Below are 17,077 nucleotides of genomic sequence, written 5' to 3'. Positions count from 1 at the left end.
TCCATGAAATCGGGCGACCTGAGGCCGGCGGCAGATGCCACGCGGACGAGATGGATCGATTTCGCGCGCGGCATCGGCATAATCCTGGTGGTGTATGGTCACGTCCTGGGCGGACTGGTGCGCGCAAATGTTTTTCCTGATGGGCCAGCCGCGCAGTGGATGGACTACACGCTCTATACCTTCCACATGCCACTGTTCTTCTTTCTTGCTGGATTGAACGTGCAGCACAGCCTTCGGCGCGGCGCGCGATCTTTCCTGGAGGGTAAGGCATGGACGATTGCCTATCCATATGTGCTGTGGTCGCTCGTCCAGGGCGGCACGACCATGCTGCTGTCGCGTGATGCCAATATCCCGATCCTCCCGAGCGATCTTGCCGCGATCTGGTATCGCCCGATCGCACAGTTCTGGTTTCTTTACGCGCTGATGATCTGCCACGTAATGGCGGCCCTTGTCCCCTCACGGAAGGCGATGATCGCGATCGCGTTCATCGCCCTTGCGGTGTTCCTGCTGCTGCCGGTCCAGGCAGGTCTGCCGCTCACATTGCATCACTTCGTTTTTTATGTCGCCGGGCTTTACGGCGCGGGCGCCACCGCGGCCTGGCGACCTTCTGGCTGGTCCGTGCTGGCACTCATCGTGCTCGCCTTCGCAGGCGCGGTGGCGCTGGGTGGCTATCTGTCGGACATGGATGCCAATGGGCTGGCGTCGCTGCCGGCCTGTATGCTTGGAATTGGCGGAACCCTGGCCCTCTGCAAATTGCTCGATGACAAGCGTTACCGCTGGCTTGCTGTGATAGGCGTAACGTCGATGACGATCTACGTACTCCACATCCTTGCGGGCTCGGGCATGCGCATCGTCATGCTCAAGCTGCATGTGCCGCCGCAGCCCTGGGCTTACCTGTTCGCCGGCACCGCTGCCGGCGTCATCCTTCCGTTGGTGGCGCATGCGGTGCTGGCGCGACTGCATCTGCTTACAGCCTTGGGCCTAGCGCCATTGGTGAAGGGCAAACCTGCTGCCGTCGCGGCGACCCAAGCTCCAACATCCGCTCGAACTCCGGCCTGAGCCGCGATGAGATCAGGTGAGCTACTGGCCCGTGGTGGCGAGGGCTGCCATCGTGTGGGCTGGCGCGGCGACCTTTGACGGACCGGACAAGACGAACATGAGCGATCATTAGCCGACCGAGTGCAGGAAGGTACGTAGGCGCGGAAGGATTCCTTGTGTTGGCACGGAAAACGATACTCGGCGCGTGAAACCTTCAGCCATGCCCCACATTTACGCTGGAGGATGTAGGTCGCCCGCTCGAAAAATCCTGTACCGCATACGGTACGGCCACCTTGGCTCGCGTTCCGACCTGATTTTCTGATCAGCGATCACTTGAGCGGCAGGTGGCATCCAATGGTCGTAAAGCGGTTTGACCCGCAGAGCCCGACACCAGATTGCGACTGGCTGGACAGGGTGGTTTATGACCGAAGTATTGGAACTTGCGAGGTTTGTGGAACGTGCCCGGCTCGGGGACTTGAGTGAGCCGGCGCTGGAGCAATTGAAGGTCCGTGTTCTGGATACGGTCGGGGTGGCCATCGGGGCCCTGAGCGCTCCGCCGGTCGCAGCGATCCGCAACCTCGTCGACGAGCTTGGCGGCTGCCCTCATTCGACGCTCATTGGCGGCGGCCGCACCGCGCCGGACCGCGCCGCGTTCTACAATGGCGCTCTCAGCCGTTACCTCGATTTCATGGACAGCTATATCGCTCCCGGTGAGACGTGCCATCCATCCGACAATCTCGGCGCCGTCCTGGCGACGTCCGAGATGCGTGGGGCGAGCGGGGCCGAATTTCTCACCGCGCTCGCGGTCGCCTACCAGATTCACATCCGATTGAGCGACCTCGCTCCGGTCCGCGAAAAGGGCTTTGACCATACCACGCAAGGGGCGTACGCGGCCGCTGCGGGCGCGGCCAAGGCGCTTGGTCTGCCGCGCGCGCAGATCGCGCACGCGATCGCCATCAGCGGTACGGCCAACAATGCGCTGCGGGTCACGCGCACGGGCGCCCTGTCCAATTGGAAGGGACTCGCCTATCCGAATGTCGCGATGTCGGCGACACACGCCGCGCTGCTCGCGAGCCGAGGCGTCACGGGGCCCGAAGCTGTGTTCGAGGGCGTCAACGGATTTAAAGAGGTGATCGCCGGCCCCTTCGAGATCGACTGGCGAGAGGAGAATCTGGAAGGCGTGCGACGAAGCGACGTGAAGCAGCACAATGCCGAGATCCACGCCCAATCGGCAATCGACGCGGCGCTCGACATACATGCTCGCCCGGGCTTTGACGCGTCCGCTGTCGCTGCAATACGGCTCAAGACGTTTGCGGTAGCTCATCGCATCATTGGCGGCGGACAAGAGGGTGACAAGCGAATCGTCCGAACCAAGGAGGAGGCAGATCACAGTCTGCCCTACGTGCTGGCCATCGCGCTGATCGACGGGGAAGTGCAGCCGGCGCAATTCGCACCCGAACGGATCGCTGCCGACGATGTCCAGAGATTGCTCCGCAAGGTGACGGTCACGCCCGATCCAGGCCTTTCGGCGCAATTCCCGCAGCGGCTTCCTGCCGAGCTCGAAGTGGAGCGGCAGGACGGGATTGTGCTTCGCGCGCGGCGGGACGATTATCACGGCTTTCATACCAGACCCTTCGATTGGGCCACGGCGCGCAGCAAGTTCGATCGCGTGACGTCCGCCTTTACATACCCCTCCGAACGCGACGCATTGGCCGAGGTCATCGCAACGCTGGAAGCGCGTCCGGTTGCCGCCCTCGCATCGCTTCTCGGCACTATCCAATTGCCGGCCGTAGGAGGCGAGCATATCTGAGGAGAACTCCGATGGCAGAAACAACGTTTTCCTTTATTCCCCGCGCTGCGCGTCCGGACAAGCCGCGCAGGATCGGCCTCACTGAGATCCGTGGTCCCTACTATAGCGCCTACGGTCCGCGCCATCTCGAAGACTTGCTGGAAACCGTTGGCTTCTGGATCGACGGTCTGAAGTTTGCCGGCGGATCCTTTGCCCTGATGCCACCGGCTGCAGTCAAGGGCATCAACAAGATCGCGCACGATCATGATATCTACGTCTCCACCGGCGGCTGGATCGAGAACGTGCTGCGCTTCGGAGCGGATGCTGTCGATCGCTATATCGGGGAAGCAAAGGCGCTCCAGTTCGATGTGATCGAACTGTCGGCCGGCTTCATCAGCTTGCCGACCGATGCCCTGCTGCGCCTCATCGAGAAGGTCAAGGCGGCAGGGCTGAAGGCCAAGCCCGAGCTCGGGATTCAGTTCGGCGCCGGCGGCGCGACCGCGGCCGAGGAGCTGGAGAGCGAGGGGACCAAGGATGTGGGCTGGCTCATCGCGCAGGCAAGGCGGACCATCGACGCCGGAGCCGATATGATCATGATCGAAAGCGAGGGTATTACCGAGAACGTCAGGAGCTGGCGTACCGATGTGGTGGCGAGAATCGTCGACCAGCTGGGGCTCGAGAAGGTCATGTTCGAAGCTGCGGAGCCCGCGGTGTTCGAATGGTACGTCAAGAACTATGGCAACAACATCAACCTTTTCGTCGACCACAGCCAGATTGTGCAGCTTGAGGCACTGCGTTCGGGCATCTGGGGCACCAAGAGCACCTGGGGTCGAATTCAGAACCTGCCAGGTTGACGGAGCGGACGGATTTGGTTTCCTGCGCACCGCATTTCGCCGGCTCGAAATCTCGACACAAATCCCGACATAAATGATGGATCGTATGCACGCTCAGAGCCTGAACAGCTTCTCGGCGTTGCCATGCGCGATCCGCGCACGGTCGGCCGCAGAAACTGGAATCTGTTCCAGAAACGCGCGGGCCTTTGCCATCGAGCCATAAGGATAGTCGGCCGAGAACATGATGCGGCTGACCCCGACCTCGAGCAGCAGATCGAGAAATGTCGGCGGAAAGTTAAAGCCGGCAAAGGTGTAGTGCAGATTCTCGCGCAGATATTCGCTGACCTGGCGCTTGAGCCGAGTTAGCTCGATCGGCATCACATCGACCCGTTGCATGAAGAACGGCAGGCCCTCGCCCATATGGCCGATCACGATCTGCAGCTTGGGGAAGCGGTCGAATACGCCGCCCAGCACCATGCGCAGCACATGCACCGCAGTTTCGATGTGCCAGCCGAAACCTGGGCCCGCGAGCATCTCGGTGACGAGCGGCGCGAAGCCGCCGAACGAGGCATCGATCACCGGCTTCGGCGGCCTGGTTGGATGGAGATAGATCGGCGCGCCGAGCGATTCGGCGGCCTCCAGCACCGGCCAAAAAAATTTGTCGTCGAGGTAGCGTCCGCGCTGATGGCCGTTAATCACGGCACCGGCGAAGGCCTGGTGGCTGAAACGGCGTTCGAGCTCTTTGGCGGCCTGATCGGGGACTGCAATCGGCAGCGCAGCGAAGCCGGACAGTCTTGTCGGTCGCGTGGCAATCGCTTCGGCCAGGGCATCATTGGCCTCGCGCGCGAGCACCACCGCCTCGGCGGCCTCCAATTGCTCGACACCCGGTGCGGTCAGCGAGACGACCTGCATGTCGATGCCGGCGGCATCCATCTGGGCGATCCGCCCGTCGCCGATGTCGCACAAGTCGCGCATCAGCCGCTCGGCACGGCTGCCGACCTGGCGCGCCTGTTCCCTGAGGTCGCGGCCGGGGCCGTCCAGAAAGCCCGGCGTCGCGAAATGCTCTTCAAGCGTGATGGTGCGCATGGCCTCGATGCTCCGATGTCGCGGGATGACGCTGATGCTTGATGCGAATGGTGGCGATTTTCCGGAAGCTCTCCCTAAACAATTCGCCCGAGGCGTGCGTCTCGTCTCAACAAAAGCTTTTGGACCGTTTCCTCGATCGAATGTGGCGTCATCCCAAGCTCGGCAAATCCAGCGATCTCGGGCGACGCAACGGTGTCGATCTGCATGAGCTCAACCTGATTACGGGCGAGGAGTGGGCGCGGAAGCATCTCCGAAAGCCAAGCCAGAGCGTGCCAAGCAGCAAACGGAATCGGAACAAGGACAGGCGAGAGGCCGGCCTCGCGCGCAACAGTCCTGAGTAATTCCTGGTAAGAGTAGACGCGAGGGCCACCAAGCTCGAATAGTCTCGAACGCGTTTCGGCTCGCAGAAAGAGCTGAGTAATCGCTTCCGCGACATCTTCCGCATCGACTGGCTGCAACCTGGTCAGGCCCCGGCCGAACATTGGATAGATCGGAAGCTTACCAAGGAGTTCGAGGATGGTCGCGACGAACGCGTCATCCTCTCCGAACATGACCGCCGGACGGACTAGAATAGCGTCCTCGAATGCGGCCCGAACCGCTAATTCCCCTTCGCCTCGCATTCGGATGTACCGCGATGACGAGCGGCTATTGGCGCCAATTCCCGAAACATGAACGAGCCGCTGGACCCCGGCCAGCCGAGCCTGAGCGGCTACCCGTCGCGCGGAATCGACATGAATGGAATGGAAAGCCACTCGCCCCTGCTCGACGTAAAGGCTGACCGCATTCACCGTCCCGTAAGCGCCGGCAAGCGCATCGGCGACTGACCGCTCGTGCTGGATGTCGGCTTGAGCAAATTGGAGGTGAGAATCATCAGAGCCAAACGAGCGCTGCGCTTGATCTGCATGCCTGGACACAATCCGAACGCGAAATTCGCTGGAGCGCAGGTGCCGAACGACGCGACGTCCAAGGAAGCCAGTTCCCCCGAACACGGCAATCGTGCGATTGGTCGCTGCTAGCATGATTCAAATTGACCGCTACACGTCGGAGCTTCTCAGGCCCAAAGAACGAACCGAGACCTGGAGGCGTCGACCGCTGATCGCCGCATCAACTTCCGCGAAGGGTGAGGTGTTCCCCAGGTACCACGTTCCAGAACCCGGCGTTAGGGCACACCGCCGCTTCCTTCGTCTGCCGGGAGCTTGCTGGTTAGCTGAGGGAGCATCCGGCTTCTGGATCAACACCAGGCTACAGCAAGACTGGCCCCACGGGACCGGATCGGACTCGTTTCGGAAATTGAGAGGGGTGCTGGAGCCTGACAACGGATGCGCGCCATTCCTTGCCATTCTATTCTTGCTCCCGATCAAAGGATGCACGTTTCACCGGCAGCAATCTAAAGGGAATGAAGTTCTTTTCTGATCGCGTCCAGTTGCGGTCGACAGGACTGTCTCTAGATCGTGGTCGCCACCCTTAAATTCTTGGGACTTTGATGACCGACCTCTCCGTCGACGCAAGACTGCTCGCGCCCGATCACCCACGCATTTCAGAGCCGAATTCAATTAACAAGGCCGTAGTGATGGTCGGGCTGGGTGCTCTGGCATCAGGCGCTGTTGCTCTTGCAGATGCCTACTCTTGGCGGCTGGGGGCACTGTTCGTGTTGGGCGGGTTTCTTGGACTTGTCCTTTATCACGCACTATTCGGCTTTACCTCGGCATGGCGGGTCTTCATCGCCGATGGGCGCGGCGCAGGGCTGCGCGCACAGATGCTCATGCTCGCGATCGCGGTCGTGCTGTTCTTTCCAACGCTCGCGCATGGATCACTGTTCGGACAAGCTGTCCACGGCGAGTATGGCGCTGTTGGAGCGTCGGTTCTCGTCGGTGCTTTCCTGTTCGGTATCGGCATGCAACTCGGTGGAGGCTGCGCATCGGGAACTCTTTACACCGCCGGTGGCGGCAACATGCGGATGTTCGTCACGCTTGGCTTTTTCATCATAGGTTCCGCTATTGGCGCGTTGCATCTGCCCTGGTGGTCGGCGCAGCCGAACATCGGCTCCATTTCGCTTATTGAGACGCTTGGCTGGGGACCAGCGCTCGCGATCAGTCTGGCGGTCTTTGGCGCGATCGCGATCGCCACCTGGGTGATCGAGAAACGCCGACACGGCACACTGCTGACTAGTGCTGCACCAAGCCATCGCGGCTGGCGGCGCGCACTGCGTGGGCCGTGGCCACTCGCCGCAGGTGCCGTCGCTCTCGCACTGGGCAACTTCGCGACGCTCTATCTTGCTGGAAGGCCGTGGGGAGTGACCTCGGCGTTCGCGCTATGGGGCTCGAAGTTATTCGCGCTGACGGGAGCCGATGTCGCATCCTGGGGTTATTGGCAGAACCCAGCCCGATCGGCGGCACTGCATCAGAGCATATTCCGCGATGTGACGTCAGTGATGGACTTCGGGATCATCCTGGGCGCGCTCACGGCGGCTGGCATCGCCGGAAAGTTTGCGCCGAGCTGGCGCATCCCGGCGCGCTCACTCCTGTGCGCTGTTGTCGGTGGCCTCCTGCTTGGCTACGGCGCGCGCCTCGCCTACGGCTGCAACATCGGCGCCTACTTCAGCGGCATCGCCTCGGGAAGCCTGCACGGCTGGCTGTGGTTAGCGGCAGCGTTCGCCGGCAGCATTCTCGGGACGCGATTGCGTCCGCTGTTCGGGTTGTCGGTTGAGCGAAGTGGATAGATAGCGGCCGCTTCGCCGAAACGACCTTTGACTCCGCCGAACAGCGAGACGCCGATAAGCGCCTCAGCGCCGACGGACTATCGCGCGATGAACGAGCGCGAGACGGCTACTGGAGCCTATTGACCGGCCGCTTGGGATGGCGCGTTTTCGATCCGGTATCTGAGGAGCACTACACCACCCTCCAGAGCTTGGTTGCTCTCCAACATCATGGCGGAAACTGGAGCTCGTTGATCCGCCTCCCCCTCTGTGGAATCGAATAGGCTTGGTGCGCCCTTCGCGCCGTCCACGGCGGGACAGAGGAGCAGATTGAGTTCGTCGACCAGTCCCGCACGCAGAAAGGCTCCGTTCGTTCCGCCTCCGCCTTCGAGGAGCAGGCGCTTCACGCCGAGTTCGCGATTGAGAATGTCCAGCGTGAGCGAAAGGTCGAGTTGGGATTTTCCGGCAAAGACATAGGACACGCCCTCGCCGCGCAGAGCCGCCAGGTGCGCGTCCGGCACCGACTCGGAAAGGACGACCACAATCGGATCGCCGCCGATATCAGAACGGCCCCAAGCGATCTTGCCGTGCGCGTCGAGCACGACACCGTAGGCCCTGGCGTCGCGCCGTGCGAACCAGGGCCCTCGCGGAAAGGTTTCCTTCGCCGAAGCGGGATAAGGCTTGCCCTTCGCAAACTCCTGGCCGGTGACGCGGCCGATGAGCCAGGCGTCGCCGGCGAGCTCTTCGTGCGCGCGCTCGAATACATCTCCGGCCGCGCCCTTGGGACGCCAGCGGCTTGGGAGCGTTCGACCGTCCACGCTGCAAGCCATAAGGCAAATGACATGCGGTTTCATGCGAACTCCTTCGAAACTCGGAATCTATGCGCCGGGCCGTTACACTCGATATCGCTTCGTGCCGACCTTCTCAACCAGGGGCCGAGGCTCCTTTAGCCTCTGTTCGTTGAAGCGAGCTTCTTAGCCGTCGCTTAGGCAGCGCTCGCCATCGATCACCATGGCATGGCCGACAACGAAAGCGACCGCATCCGAGCAAGGGCTCGGGCCAGCGTGCCTGGCCATCGCGCCGAGCAACCTTGATTACTTCCGGTATTGCTCGTCGCTGACCTTCTCCATCCAGTCCACGTTCTTGCCCCCTAGCGATTCTTGGATTGCGATGTGGGTCATAGCTGTAGTCGGCGAAGCGCCGTGCCAATGCTTCATTCCCGGCGGAAACCACACGACGTCGCCTCGTCCGCAACCTCGAAGAGCGCATCGGCGTGAGGCTTCTGAATCGCACGACGCGTAGCGTCACCCCAACTCAGGCCGGAGAACGGCTGTTCCTGAAGATCGGTCCGAAGATCGAGGAGATGGACGCCGAGCTGGCGGCCCTGAGCGAACTGCGGGAGAAGCCCGCCGGCACGATCCGGATCACGGCGACGGAATACGCGGCTCAAGCCATCCTCATGCCGGGCCTTGCGAAGATTCTTCCGAGCTACCCCGACATCAAGGTCGAAGTGCTGATCGACTACGGCCTCACGAACATCGTCGCCGCCCAGTACGATGCGGGGATCCGTCCCGGCGAATTGGTCGCGAAGGACATGATTGCCGTGAGAGTGGGGCCCAACCTTCGCATGGCTGTCGTCGGCGCAGCGTCTTATTTCGAGGGCCGCAAGAGGCCTCGCAACCCACGGGACCTGACAGAACACAACTGCATCAACCTGCGCCTTCCTACGCACGGCGGCAGTTTGTACGCGTGGGAGTTCGAGAAGAACGGGCGCGATCTCCACGTCCGTGTCGATGGGCAACTGGTTTTCAACGGGGCCGGCGCGCTGCTCGACGCCGCGCTGAAGGGTTTCGGTCTAGCCTATCTGATGGAAGCCCACGTTCAGCCTTACCTCTCGCAAGGCCGCCTTATACGGGTGCTGGCGGACTGGTGTCCGCCGTTCTCTGGGTACCACCTGTACTACCCGAGCCGGCGGCAGCCCTCGCCCGCTTTCTCGCTCCTGGTCGATGCTCTTCGCTACAAGGGACGTGACTCGGGCAAGCTTGCGATGTGGCCGCCGCGTCGTGGCCATTACAGCAGCAGCGACAGGCGGACCGAAAGATGGATCGGCCCGAACGGCAGCTTTTCGCTGTTCTCATCGACCAATGCAATTCGCACCGACCGCTACCATCCGGGACACAAAATCGTAGGGATCGTAGTCGGCATAGAAAAATCGGGAGCGGTGGTAGCGGGGGAGGGACTCGAACCCCCGACCCCAGGATTATGATTCCCGTGCTCTAACCAGCTGAGCTACCCCGCCACGGCACACGCGCGCGAGACGAAGAGCCGCGGGCGCGAACGCGCCGCATATAAGGAGCACGTCTCGCGCCTGTCAAGCAAGCCGCGCCGGTTCTTTAAGCTATTGCAACGCCGTCTTATTTTGGCTGCACATTGGGATTGCCGCCGGGGCTGCCGGGCGGCGGGATCACGGGTGTTGTGCCAGCTTCGGGCGGCGGCGCCCGCATTTGGGGATCGACGCCCGCCGGCGGGCACAATACCCCGTTGGATTTGGCAAGCTTGTCGCCAAGCGCCTCATTCGCCTGGCCAACTGTTTTCCCCTCCGTCGCGTTCGGGCCGTGATCCGGAGTGGTTTTGGCGGTCGGCGCGCACTCAGTCCCCTGCGGTTGGAGGGGCGGTCTCCGCCATCGGGGTTGAAGGTGCAGGCGGCGCTTGCGCGTGTGCCGCAGCAAGAGCCGCCAGCATTGTCGAAAGAATCAGGGTCGGTTTCAACTGCATGCAGCGAAAACACACCCCACAGGCGGAGGTTCCGGTTCCCAATCATTACGTTTTGCGGTAACGGATCAGGGAAAAATGCCCGAGCGGAGGCATCGCGCGACGCTCGGTCAGAGCGACCCCGCCGTGTTTTTGTGCCCAGTTGACCAGGCGCTGCCAGGGAAACTCCGGTCGCCAGCCGAGCCGGCGCGCGAGCGGCGCAAATGCAAGCTCGAACGCACGGCGCGGCCCGCTCTCCGCGCCAATGTGATTGACCAAAATCAGTTCGCCGCCGGGCTTTAACACGCGAACGAAGTCATCGAGCGTTGCTTCGGGATCGGGTACCGCAGTGATGACGTATTGCGCCACCACCGCGTCGAAGGAACCATCCTTGAACGCCAAGTTCTTGGCGTCCATCACCGCGAGCAATTCGACATTGCCAAGACCGAGCGCGCGCACGCGGTTTTGCGCCTTGCGCAGCATCGGTTCCGAAATATCGACGCCGCAGATCCGGGTCGTACGCGAATAATCCGACAGCGAAAGGCCCGTCCCAACGCCGACATCAAGGATGCGTCCGCCGATGCGATCTGCCACCGCAATGGTGGATTGGCGGCCCTGATCGAAGACCTTGCCGAACACCAGATCGTAAACCGGTGCCCAGCGCTCGTAGGCCTTTTCGACCCCTGCGCGGTCGATGTCGGAAGCCATCCCCCCTGCGCCCCGAACGCTTACCCGCGTATCGCTTCGACCAACGGCCGCGCAGCACCTGTGGCCACGCGCTTGGCCGCCGCGCTCTGAATGAAACCGCCGCCGAGCACGCGCGCCTGTCCCGCCGCTGCATCATAGAACACGCAGGCCTGCCCCGGCGACACGCCCTCTTCGCCCACGACCAGCTCGACCTCATAATGCCCGCTTGAGCCCCGCAGCCAGGCCGGCTGCGGCGCACGCGTCGATCGCACCCGGACGTAAATCTCAAGCCCGCCCGCAACGGCGGCATCGAGATCACCGTCGCCGATCCAATTCACGTCGCGAAGCTGGATGCGGTCCATCCGCAACGCCTCGCGCGGACCAACCACGACGCGCCGGCTCGCGGCATCGAGCCGCACGACATAAAGCGGGCTTCCGGCCGCGATCCCCAGCCCCTTGCGCTGGCCGACGGTGAAATGCGCAATGCCCTGGTGACGGCCGAGCACACGGCCGTCGACGTCGACGATGTCGCCGGGCTCCATCGCATTCGGCCGCAGGCGGCTGATGATATCGGTATAGCGCCCGGTCGGAACAAAGCAGATGTCCTGGCTGTCGTGCTTGTCGGCAACCGAAAGGCCAAAGCGCCGCGCCAGCTCACGCGTCTGCTGCTTTGTCATGTCGCCGAGCGGGAAGCGCAAATATTCCAACTGCTCCCGTGTCGTGGCGAACAAGAAATAGCTCTGGTCGCGATCGGCATCGGCGGCACAGACCAGCGCGCGCGATCCGTCGGCAAGCCGCCGCGAGGCGACATAATGGCCGGTCGCCAGCGCCGCCGCGCCAAGCTCGCGCGCCGTCTTGAGCAGGTCGCGAAACTTGATTGCACGATTGCACTCGATGCAGGGGACCGGTGTTTCGCCCGAAGCGTAGCTTGCAGCGAAATTGTCGATCACCGATTCGCGGAAGCGGTCTTCATAATCGAGCACGTAATGCGGAATGCCGATCCGCTCGGCCACGTCGCGGGCGTCGTGGATGTCTTGGCCGGCGCAGCAGGCGCCCTTGCGGTGCGTGGCCGCGCCATGGTCGTAAAGCTGCAGCGTGATGCCGACAACGTCATAGCCCTCCGCCTTCAACAACGCAGCCGTCGTCGAGGAGTCCACGCCGCCGGACATGGCGACAACGACCCTCGTGTCCTGCGGACGACCTTCGAGATCGAGACTGTTGAGCATCGGTGCGGTCACATTAACGATCGCGATAAAGCCGGCGGCCGACCACGATCAAAAAAGCCATAGTGCGAACAAAGCCCGTTTTACGGTCGGGGAGCCTCCCGGGCGGTTCCGAACAAAGGGTTTGAAACGGAAACGACTGGCAAGGCCAGTCTTTAATATAGGCCGTATTCCCGTGAGGCAATCACAGCCAGGGGCTGACCGCGGCAATTCTTGCCGACAGGCAGAAAAGACGGGGATCCCGCCTGCAAGGCGATCCGCTAAACATTTGAAGAGACAGCGGATTTTGTGCCCCCTTGGCTGGCCCGCTCCTTGCTAACTCCTAAGACGGAGTTTCATGACAAGAGGCTGGTCGTGGTAAGCGTTACGTCAGATGTTGCCGCCAGCGCGTCCTATGCAAGCGCGCCCCCAAAATCCATGCGACAAGAGCCTTCGCTGCCGGGCGACAGCTTTGCGGCGCTGATCGAGGCCAATGCGCCGGCCAACTATTTCAGCGCGCCGTCCGCGGGCCCGGATCCAGCCAATATGCCCTCCTCCAGCAGCGCGCGGACGCAGACAAACGACGCGGCATCGTCTGATCCGGCGAGTAGCAGTCGAGCACCGTCCCCCGCAGCATCCACCAACACCGATAACAGTTCCGCGCCGGACCGCGGCGCCAGCTCCGCGAATGCGAACGGCGCAGGCAAGGCCAACGCGGCTGGGGAGGCGAAATCGGGAGACGGTAAAACCGACAAGTCCAAGTCGAACGGCAAGTCGAGTGACAAGTCGTCGACCGACAGTACCGCAAGCAGCGATTCCACCGCGACGGCAATCTCAAACGGAATTCCGGCCAACGCCCCGACCCCGGTCGCCACCGCCGTCACCAGTCCGACACCGGCCGACGGCTCCGCCGCGCCCGCGCCAACGGGCGAATCGGGCGCTCCGCTTGCGATCGCTGCCGCAGCCATTGCCGCCAGCACCTCTCCCGCAGGTGGCCCCGCCGCCGCGAACGGCGGCCAAGCCAAAGCTGATCCGGCAACCGCCACCGGCACCGCTGCCACGGCTGGCGTGGTATCCGCAGCAAAGGGGCAGTCCCAAGTTGCCGCGCTGACCACCGCCGGTCAGGATGCAACGTCGGATGAAGCCGCAACGCCGGACGCGTTGGCGGCTGCCGCGGCCGCCGCCGGATCGGCGCCAGGCTCCGTTAACGCGACCTCACTCAAAACTCCGGCCAGCGGAGCGGCGAAGGCCCCGGCAACGACGGGCTTAAATCCAACAGATGCAGGCACCTCCCCGTCAACGGCGGCCAACGGCAATGCCGCATCGCAAGCCGCGGTCGCAGCCAAGCAGGATGCGCCTCCCGCGCTCACCGATGCGTTGAAGGGCGACAAGACCGACGGCGGACCCTCGGCCGCGGCCTCGCCGACAGCTCACGATCGACAGGCGATCACCACCGCTCAGCCTCAACCCGCCACGCCCGATCCGAGCATCCAGGCGGCGACGCTGCCGACGCAAGTGCCCAGCGCCTCACTGCTGGCCGCGACCAGCACGCCGACCGTGACTGCGGCGACCGGCGCACCGGTGCCGGTGAGCGGGCTGGCGGTCGAGATCGCTGCATCCGTTCAAAGCGGCAAAACCCGTTTCGAAGTGCGGCTCGATCCGGCGGATCTCGGCCGCATCGACGTGCGCATCGACGTCAATCGCGGCGGCCAGGTAACCTCGCATCTGATTGTCGAGAAACCGGAGACGCTCTCGATGCTGCAACAGGACTCGCGGCAATTGCAGCAGGCGTTGAACGACGCCGGCTTGAAGACCGGCAACGGCGGGCTGCAGTTCAGCCTGCGCGATCAATCCTCGTCCGGCCAGAACAACGGCAACCAGCAGATGCCCGGCAATGCGCAGCGGTTGGTCGTCAACGATGAGAACACACTGCCCGCAGCGGTTGCGGGCCAATCCTACGGCCGCATGCTCGGGCTGAGCGGCGGTGTGGATATCAGAGTCTGAGGAGACGCAAGATGGCAACAGCAGGCGCGGCAGTTAGCGGGAGCAAGGTCGTTTCAGGAACGACCCAGCCTCCGGCCTCTTCATCCTCCTCGAGCTCGACGCTGGGCTCGAGTGCTAACCAGACCATTGCCGGAAACTTCCAGACCTTTCTGACACTGCTGACCACCCAGCTCCAGAACCAGAACCCGCTCGATCCGCTGGACACCAACCAGTTCACGCAGCAGCTCGTCCAGTTCGCCGGCGTCGAACAGCAGCTCAAGACCAATGATTCGCTGAGCAGTCTGGTCACGCTGCAGCAGACGGCGCAATCGACCCAGGCGCTGACCTTTGTGGGCAAGACCGCGACCGTGAACGGCAGCACCACGGCGCTGTCGAACTCACAGGCGACCTGGGCCCTGAACATTCCCAGCAATTGCAACCTGCAGATCTCGATCGCCAACAAGGCCGGGCAGACCGTGTTCAGCGGGGCCTATACGGCGACCGCCGGCAACAACCAGCCCTTTAGCTGGAACGGCAAGGCCAACGACGGTTCGCAAATGCCCGATGGCCAGTACACGCTGACCGCGACCGCCACCGACATCTCGGGCAATTCGGTCGGCGTCAGTACGCTGATCCAGGGCGTGGTGACCTCAGTCGATCTCACGCAGACACCGCCCTTGCTGTCGATCAACGGCCAGAACTACACCGTCAGCCAAATCAAGAGCATCCTCAACTAACGCCGCCGCCCGCCCGCGCAACGAGAGGAGAAAGTTACCAATTGGTTTACACGTCCTCCCGCCGCGACGCGCAAAGAGCGGGTTCCAGGCCTGTCAAAGGAGAATCTTATTGAACCCTTGGGCTTAGCCAAATTTTAAGCCGCTGAGCGTAGCTTTGTTGCGGTGAGTTTCAGTGGTTAAGAGTTTGTGAGTACGCCATGACAGAACCCCATCGCCCGAGGGTGAAATACGTCATCGGGCCTGACGGCAGCCCGCTTACGATTGCGGATCTGCCCGCGCCCGGGACGAAACGGTGGGTCATTCGCCGTAAAGCCGAGGTCGTTGCCGCCGTCCGTGGCGGCCTGCTCTCCCTTGAAGAGGCCTGCAGCCGCTACACGCTGACGGTCGACGAATTTCTCTCCTGGCAGTTCTCGATCGACCAGCACGGTCTTGCGGGGTTGCGCACCACCCGGATCCAGCAATATCGCCAATGAGCTGAAAACGGACCAGACCCAGTTTGATAAAAATCGGCCTCGCTTTGCGAGGCCAATTTTTTTCATGACCGAACAAGTTCGATACTCCCCTTAACCTTCGTTAACCATATCGAAACCATACCCTAGGCAATAATTGCCCAGTTTCGACAGGTGGCGAATCTGGGGTAGCTGTGCAGGGGCTTGTAGACTTCCTTAAAGGTCTGGGTGCCGCGCGTTTGATGGCGATGGTAGCGGTTACTGCCGCGCTGATCGGCTTCTTCGCGTTTGTCATCATGCGGGTCACCACGCCGCAGATGACCACCCTCTTCAGCGATCTCAGCCTGGAGGACTCCTCCAGCATCATCAAGGACCTGGAGCGCCAGGGCATCGCCTATGAGCTGCGCAACGAGGGCAGCGTCATTCTGGTGCCGAAGGACAAGGTCACGCGGCTGCGCATGAAGCTCGCCGAAGGCGGCCTGCCCAAGGGCGGCGGCGTCGGCTACGAGATCTTCGACAAGTCGGACGCGCTCGGCACCACCAGCTTCGTGCAGAACATCAACCACCTGCGCGCGCTCGAGGGCGAACTCGCCCGCACCATCTCCTCCATCGATCGCATCCAGGCCGCGCGCGTCCACCTCGTGCTGCCGGAACGGCCGCTGTTCTCGCGCGAGACGCCCGAACCCACCGCCTCCATCGTGGTGCGGGTGCGCGGGAGCCTCGAGCCGCAGCAGATTCGCGCCATCCGTCATCTGGTCGCCTCCTCGGTCAGCGGGCTGAAGCCGCAGCGGGTCTCGATCGTCGACGAATCGGGCCAGCTGCTGGCCGACGGCGCGGCAACAGATATTGATCAGCAGGTCGGTGACGAGCGGCGCGCCGCCTTCGAGAAGCGCATGCGCAAGCAGGTCGAGGACATCGTGTCCTCGGTGGTCGGAGCGGGTCGCGCCCGCGTCCAGCTCTCGGCGGATTTCGACTACAACAAGATTACCCAAACCTCCGACAAGTTCGATCCTGAAGGGCGAGTGCTGCGCTCCAGCCAGACGCGGGAAGAATCCTCCCTGACCGCCGACAACAACGGCCAGGTCACGGTCGGCAATGAACTTCCGGGCGCGCAGCAGAACAACAATCAGCAGACCGCGCGCGACCAGAGCAAGAAGACCGAGGAAACCAACAATTACGAGATTTCCCGCACCACCAAGACCGAGGTGACCGAGGCCGGACGCGTCAACCGCATCTCGGTCGCGGTGCTGGTCGACGGGAGCTACGGCAAGAACGAAAAGGGCGAGCTGGTCTACAAGGAGCGCAGCAAGGAAGAGCTCGACCGCATCGCGGCGCTGGTGCGCTCGGCGATCGGTTTCGACCAGAAGCGCGGCGATCAGGTCGAGGTCGTCAACCTGAAGTTCGCAGAGGGACCCGCGGTGGCTCCGATCGAAGGCCCCACCGGTCTGCTCGGTATGCTGCAATTCACCAAGGATGACGTCATGTACGTCATCGAGCTCGGCGTCATGATGCTGCTTGGCCTTGTGGTGCTGTTCATGGTGGTGCGGCCGCTGGTCAAGCGCATCATCGCCTCCGAAGAGGTCGCAGCGCTCGCTCCGCCGGCCCCGGCGCTGGCCGAACCCGCCCCGGCCCAAGCTCCGCAGGCCCCCGCAGGACAAGCGCTGCTTCCCGGCAACAACAACACCGCCCAACTCATCGACGTCGCCCAGGTCCAGGGTCAGCTCCACGCCCAATCCGTGCATCGCGTCGGTGAGCTGGCCGACCGCAATCCCAACGAAACCGTCGCCATTATCCGTCAATGGCTGAACGAACCCGCTGAATAATCCG

General features: G+C 62.7%; 13 protein-coding genes, 1 tRNA gene and 3 pseudogenes. 9 read left to right on the top strand and 8 right to left on the bottom strand.

The genetic code is table 11. The features are described 5' to 3' along the window. Positions 1–3: 3 nt before the first annotated feature. From F758_RS0101980 to F758_RS0101970, 3 genes are all read left to right on the top strand, one after another. The gene (locus F758_RS0101980; RefSeq protein ID WP_024506268.1) at positions 4–1,059 is read left to right on the top strand and encodes an acyltransferase family protein; all 1,056 of its coding nucleotides are present in this window, start codon (positions 4–6) and stop codon (positions 1,057–1,059) included. Between the two features lie 400 nt (positions 1,060–1,459). Further along, positions 1,460–2,848 (top strand): MmgE/PrpD family protein, encoded by a 1,389-nt coding sequence (locus tag F758_RS0101975; protein ID WP_024506267.1) that lies wholly within the window; start codon positions 1,460–1,462, stop codon positions 2,846–2,848. A gap of 11 nt (positions 2,849–2,859) precedes the next feature. Next, positions 2,860–3,681, top strand: coding sequence for a phosphosulfolactate synthase (locus tag F758_RS0101970; RefSeq protein ID WP_024506266.1), 822 nt, complete (start codon positions 2,860–2,862; stop codon positions 3,679–3,681). A gap of 93 nt (positions 3,682–3,774) precedes the next feature. Here the strand turns inward: F758_RS0101970 and F758_RS0101965 are convergent, their stop codons facing one another. Together F758_RS0101965 and F758_RS0101960 are read right to left on the bottom strand one after the other, a co-directional pair. Next, positions 3,775–4,746, bottom strand: a complete 972-nt coding sequence (locus F758_RS0101965) for an amidohydrolase family protein (protein ID WP_024506265.1) — start codon at positions 4,744–4,746, stop codon at positions 3,775–3,777. Positions 4,747–4,820: 74 nt separating this feature from the next. Further along, complete coding sequence (locus tag F758_RS0101960) at positions 4,821–5,765, bottom strand: complex I NDUFA9 subunit family protein (RefSeq protein WP_024506264.1); 945 nt, start codon at positions 5,763–5,765, stop codon at positions 4,821–4,823. 464 nt (positions 5,766–6,229) lie between these two features. On the opposite strand from F758_RS0101960, the gene F758_RS0101950 reads away from it, so the two are divergent. Continuing rightward, positions 6,230–7,465 carry a YeeE/YedE family protein gene (locus tag F758_RS0101950; protein ID WP_024506262.1) on the top strand — a complete coding sequence of 412 codons (1,236 nt, stop codon included), beginning with the start codon at positions 6,230–6,232 and terminating at the stop codon, positions 7,463–7,465. A gap of 116 nt (positions 7,466–7,581) precedes the next feature. Here the strand turns inward: F758_RS0101950 and F758_RS0101945 are convergent, their stop codons facing one another. Next, positions 7,582–8,295: a dihydrofolate reductase family protein gene (locus F758_RS0101945; protein ID WP_024506261.1), complete on the bottom strand. Its 714-nt coding sequence runs from the start codon at positions 8,293–8,295 to the stop codon at positions 7,582–7,584. Between the two features lie 240 nt (positions 8,296–8,535). Continuing rightward, positions 8,536–8,685 (bottom strand): annotated as a pseudogene (locus tag F758_RS51520) (cupin domain-containing protein); the annotation flags it as partial. A gap of 2 nt (positions 8,686–8,687) precedes the next feature. Here F758_RS51520 and F758_RS46270 point away from each other — a divergent pair. Then, positions 8,688–9,467, top strand: a pseudogene (locus F758_RS46270) (LysR family transcriptional regulator); the annotation flags it as partial. Between the two features lie 196 nt (positions 9,468–9,663). On the opposite strand, the gene F758_RS0101925 reads toward F758_RS46270, so the two are convergent. The 4 genes and pseudogenes from F758_RS0101925 to mnmA form a co-directional block, all read right to left on the bottom strand. After that, a tRNA-Met gene (locus F758_RS0101925) sits at positions 9,664–9,740 on the bottom strand. A 115-nt stretch (positions 9,741–9,855) separates the two neighbouring features. Beyond that, positions 9,856–10,216 (bottom strand): annotated as a pseudogene (locus F758_RS51515) (hypothetical protein). A 45-nt stretch (positions 10,217–10,261) separates the two neighbouring features. Beyond that, positions 10,262–10,900 carry a class I SAM-dependent methyltransferase gene (locus F758_RS0101920; RefSeq protein WP_024506259.1) on the bottom strand — a complete coding sequence of 213 codons (639 nt, stop codon included), beginning with the start codon at positions 10,898–10,900 and terminating at the stop codon, positions 10,262–10,264. 20 nt (positions 10,901–10,920) lie between these two features. Further along, positions 10,921–12,105 carry a tRNA 2-thiouridine(34) synthase MnmA gene (gene mnmA, locus F758_RS0101915; RefSeq protein ID WP_024506258.1) on the bottom strand — a complete coding sequence of 395 codons (1,185 nt, stop codon included), beginning with the start codon at positions 12,103–12,105 and terminating at the stop codon, positions 10,921–10,923. 414 nt (positions 12,106–12,519) lie between these two features. On the opposite strand from mnmA, the gene F758_RS0101910 reads away from it, so the two are divergent. The 4 genes from F758_RS0101910 (at position 12,520) to fliF (ending at position 17,073) form a co-directional block, all read left to right on the top strand. Further along, entirely contained in the window at positions 12,520–14,085 is a 1,566-nt protein-coding gene (locus tag F758_RS0101910; protein WP_051386605.1) for a flagellar hook-length control protein FliK, read from the top strand. Positions 14,086–14,096: 11 nt separating this feature from the next. Next, positions 14,097–14,801, top strand: coding sequence for a flagellar hook assembly protein FlgD (locus tag F758_RS0101905; protein WP_024506256.1), 705 nt, complete (start codon positions 14,097–14,099; stop codon positions 14,799–14,801). Positions 14,802–14,998: 197 nt separating this feature from the next. Next, positions 14,999–15,274 (top strand): CtrA inhibitor SciP, encoded by a 276-nt coding sequence (gene sciP / locus F758_RS0101900; protein ID WP_002714638.1) that lies wholly within the window; start codon positions 14,999–15,001, stop codon positions 15,272–15,274. Positions 15,275–15,444: 170 nt separating this feature from the next. Beyond that, on the top strand, positions 15,445–17,073 hold the full coding sequence (fliF, locus tag F758_RS0101895) for a flagellar basal-body MS-ring/collar protein FliF (RefSeq protein WP_024506255.1): 1,629 nt from the start codon (positions 15,445–15,447) through the stop codon (positions 17,071–17,073). Positions 17,074–17,077 lie beyond the last annotated feature (4 nt).

This window comes from Bradyrhizobium sp. ARR65 (assembly GCF_000472385.1).
Lineage (GTDB): Bacteria > Pseudomonadota > Alphaproteobacteria > Rhizobiales > Xanthobacteraceae > Bradyrhizobium.
The sequence above is the reverse complement of the archived record's forward strand: the minus strand, read 5'-3'. Positions and strand labels throughout refer to the sequence as shown.

Bases quoted from the DNA above. Each gene is read 5' to 3' on its own strand.
- F758_RS0101980 (WP_024506268.1), top strand. From the start codon at position 4: ATGAAATCGGGCGACCTGAGGCCGGCGGCAGATGCCACGCGGACGAGA.
- F758_RS0101975 (WP_024506267.1), top strand. From the start codon at position 1,460: ATGACCGAAGTATTGGAACTTGCGAGGTTTGTGGAACGTGCCCGGCTC.
- F758_RS0101970 (WP_024506266.1), top strand. From the start codon at position 2,860: ATGGCAGAAACAACGTTTTCCTTTATTCCCCGCGCTGCGCGTCCGGAC.
- F758_RS0101965 (WP_024506265.1), bottom strand. From the start codon at position 4,746: ATGCGCACCATCACGCTTGAAGAGCATTTCGCGACGCCGGGCTTTCTG.
- F758_RS0101960 (WP_024506264.1), bottom strand. From the start codon at position 5,765: ATGCTAGCAGCGACCAATCGCACGATTGCCGTGTTCGGGGGAACTGGC.
- F758_RS0101950 (WP_024506262.1), top strand. From the start codon at position 6,230: ATGACCGACCTCTCCGTCGACGCAAGACTGCTCGCGCCCGATCACCCA.
- F758_RS0101945 (WP_024506261.1), bottom strand. From the start codon at position 8,295: ATGAAACCGCATGTCATTTGCCTTATGGCTTGCAGCGTGGACGGTCGA.
- F758_RS0101920 (WP_024506259.1), bottom strand. From the start codon at position 10,900: ATGGCTTCCGACATCGACCGCGCAGGGGTCGAAAAGGCCTACGAGCGC.
- mnmA (WP_024506258.1), bottom strand. From the start codon at position 12,105: ATGCTCAACAGTCTCGATCTCGAAGGTCGTCCGCAGGACACGAGGGTC.
- F758_RS0101910 (WP_051386605.1), top strand. From the start codon at position 12,520: ATGCGACAAGAGCCTTCGCTGCCGGGCGACAGCTTTGCGGCGCTGATC.
- F758_RS0101905 (WP_024506256.1), top strand. From the start codon at position 14,097: ATGGCAACAGCAGGCGCGGCAGTTAGCGGGAGCAAGGTCGTTTCAGGA.
- sciP (WP_002714638.1), top strand. From the start codon at position 14,999: ATGACAGAACCCCATCGCCCGAGGGTGAAATACGTCATCGGGCCTGAC.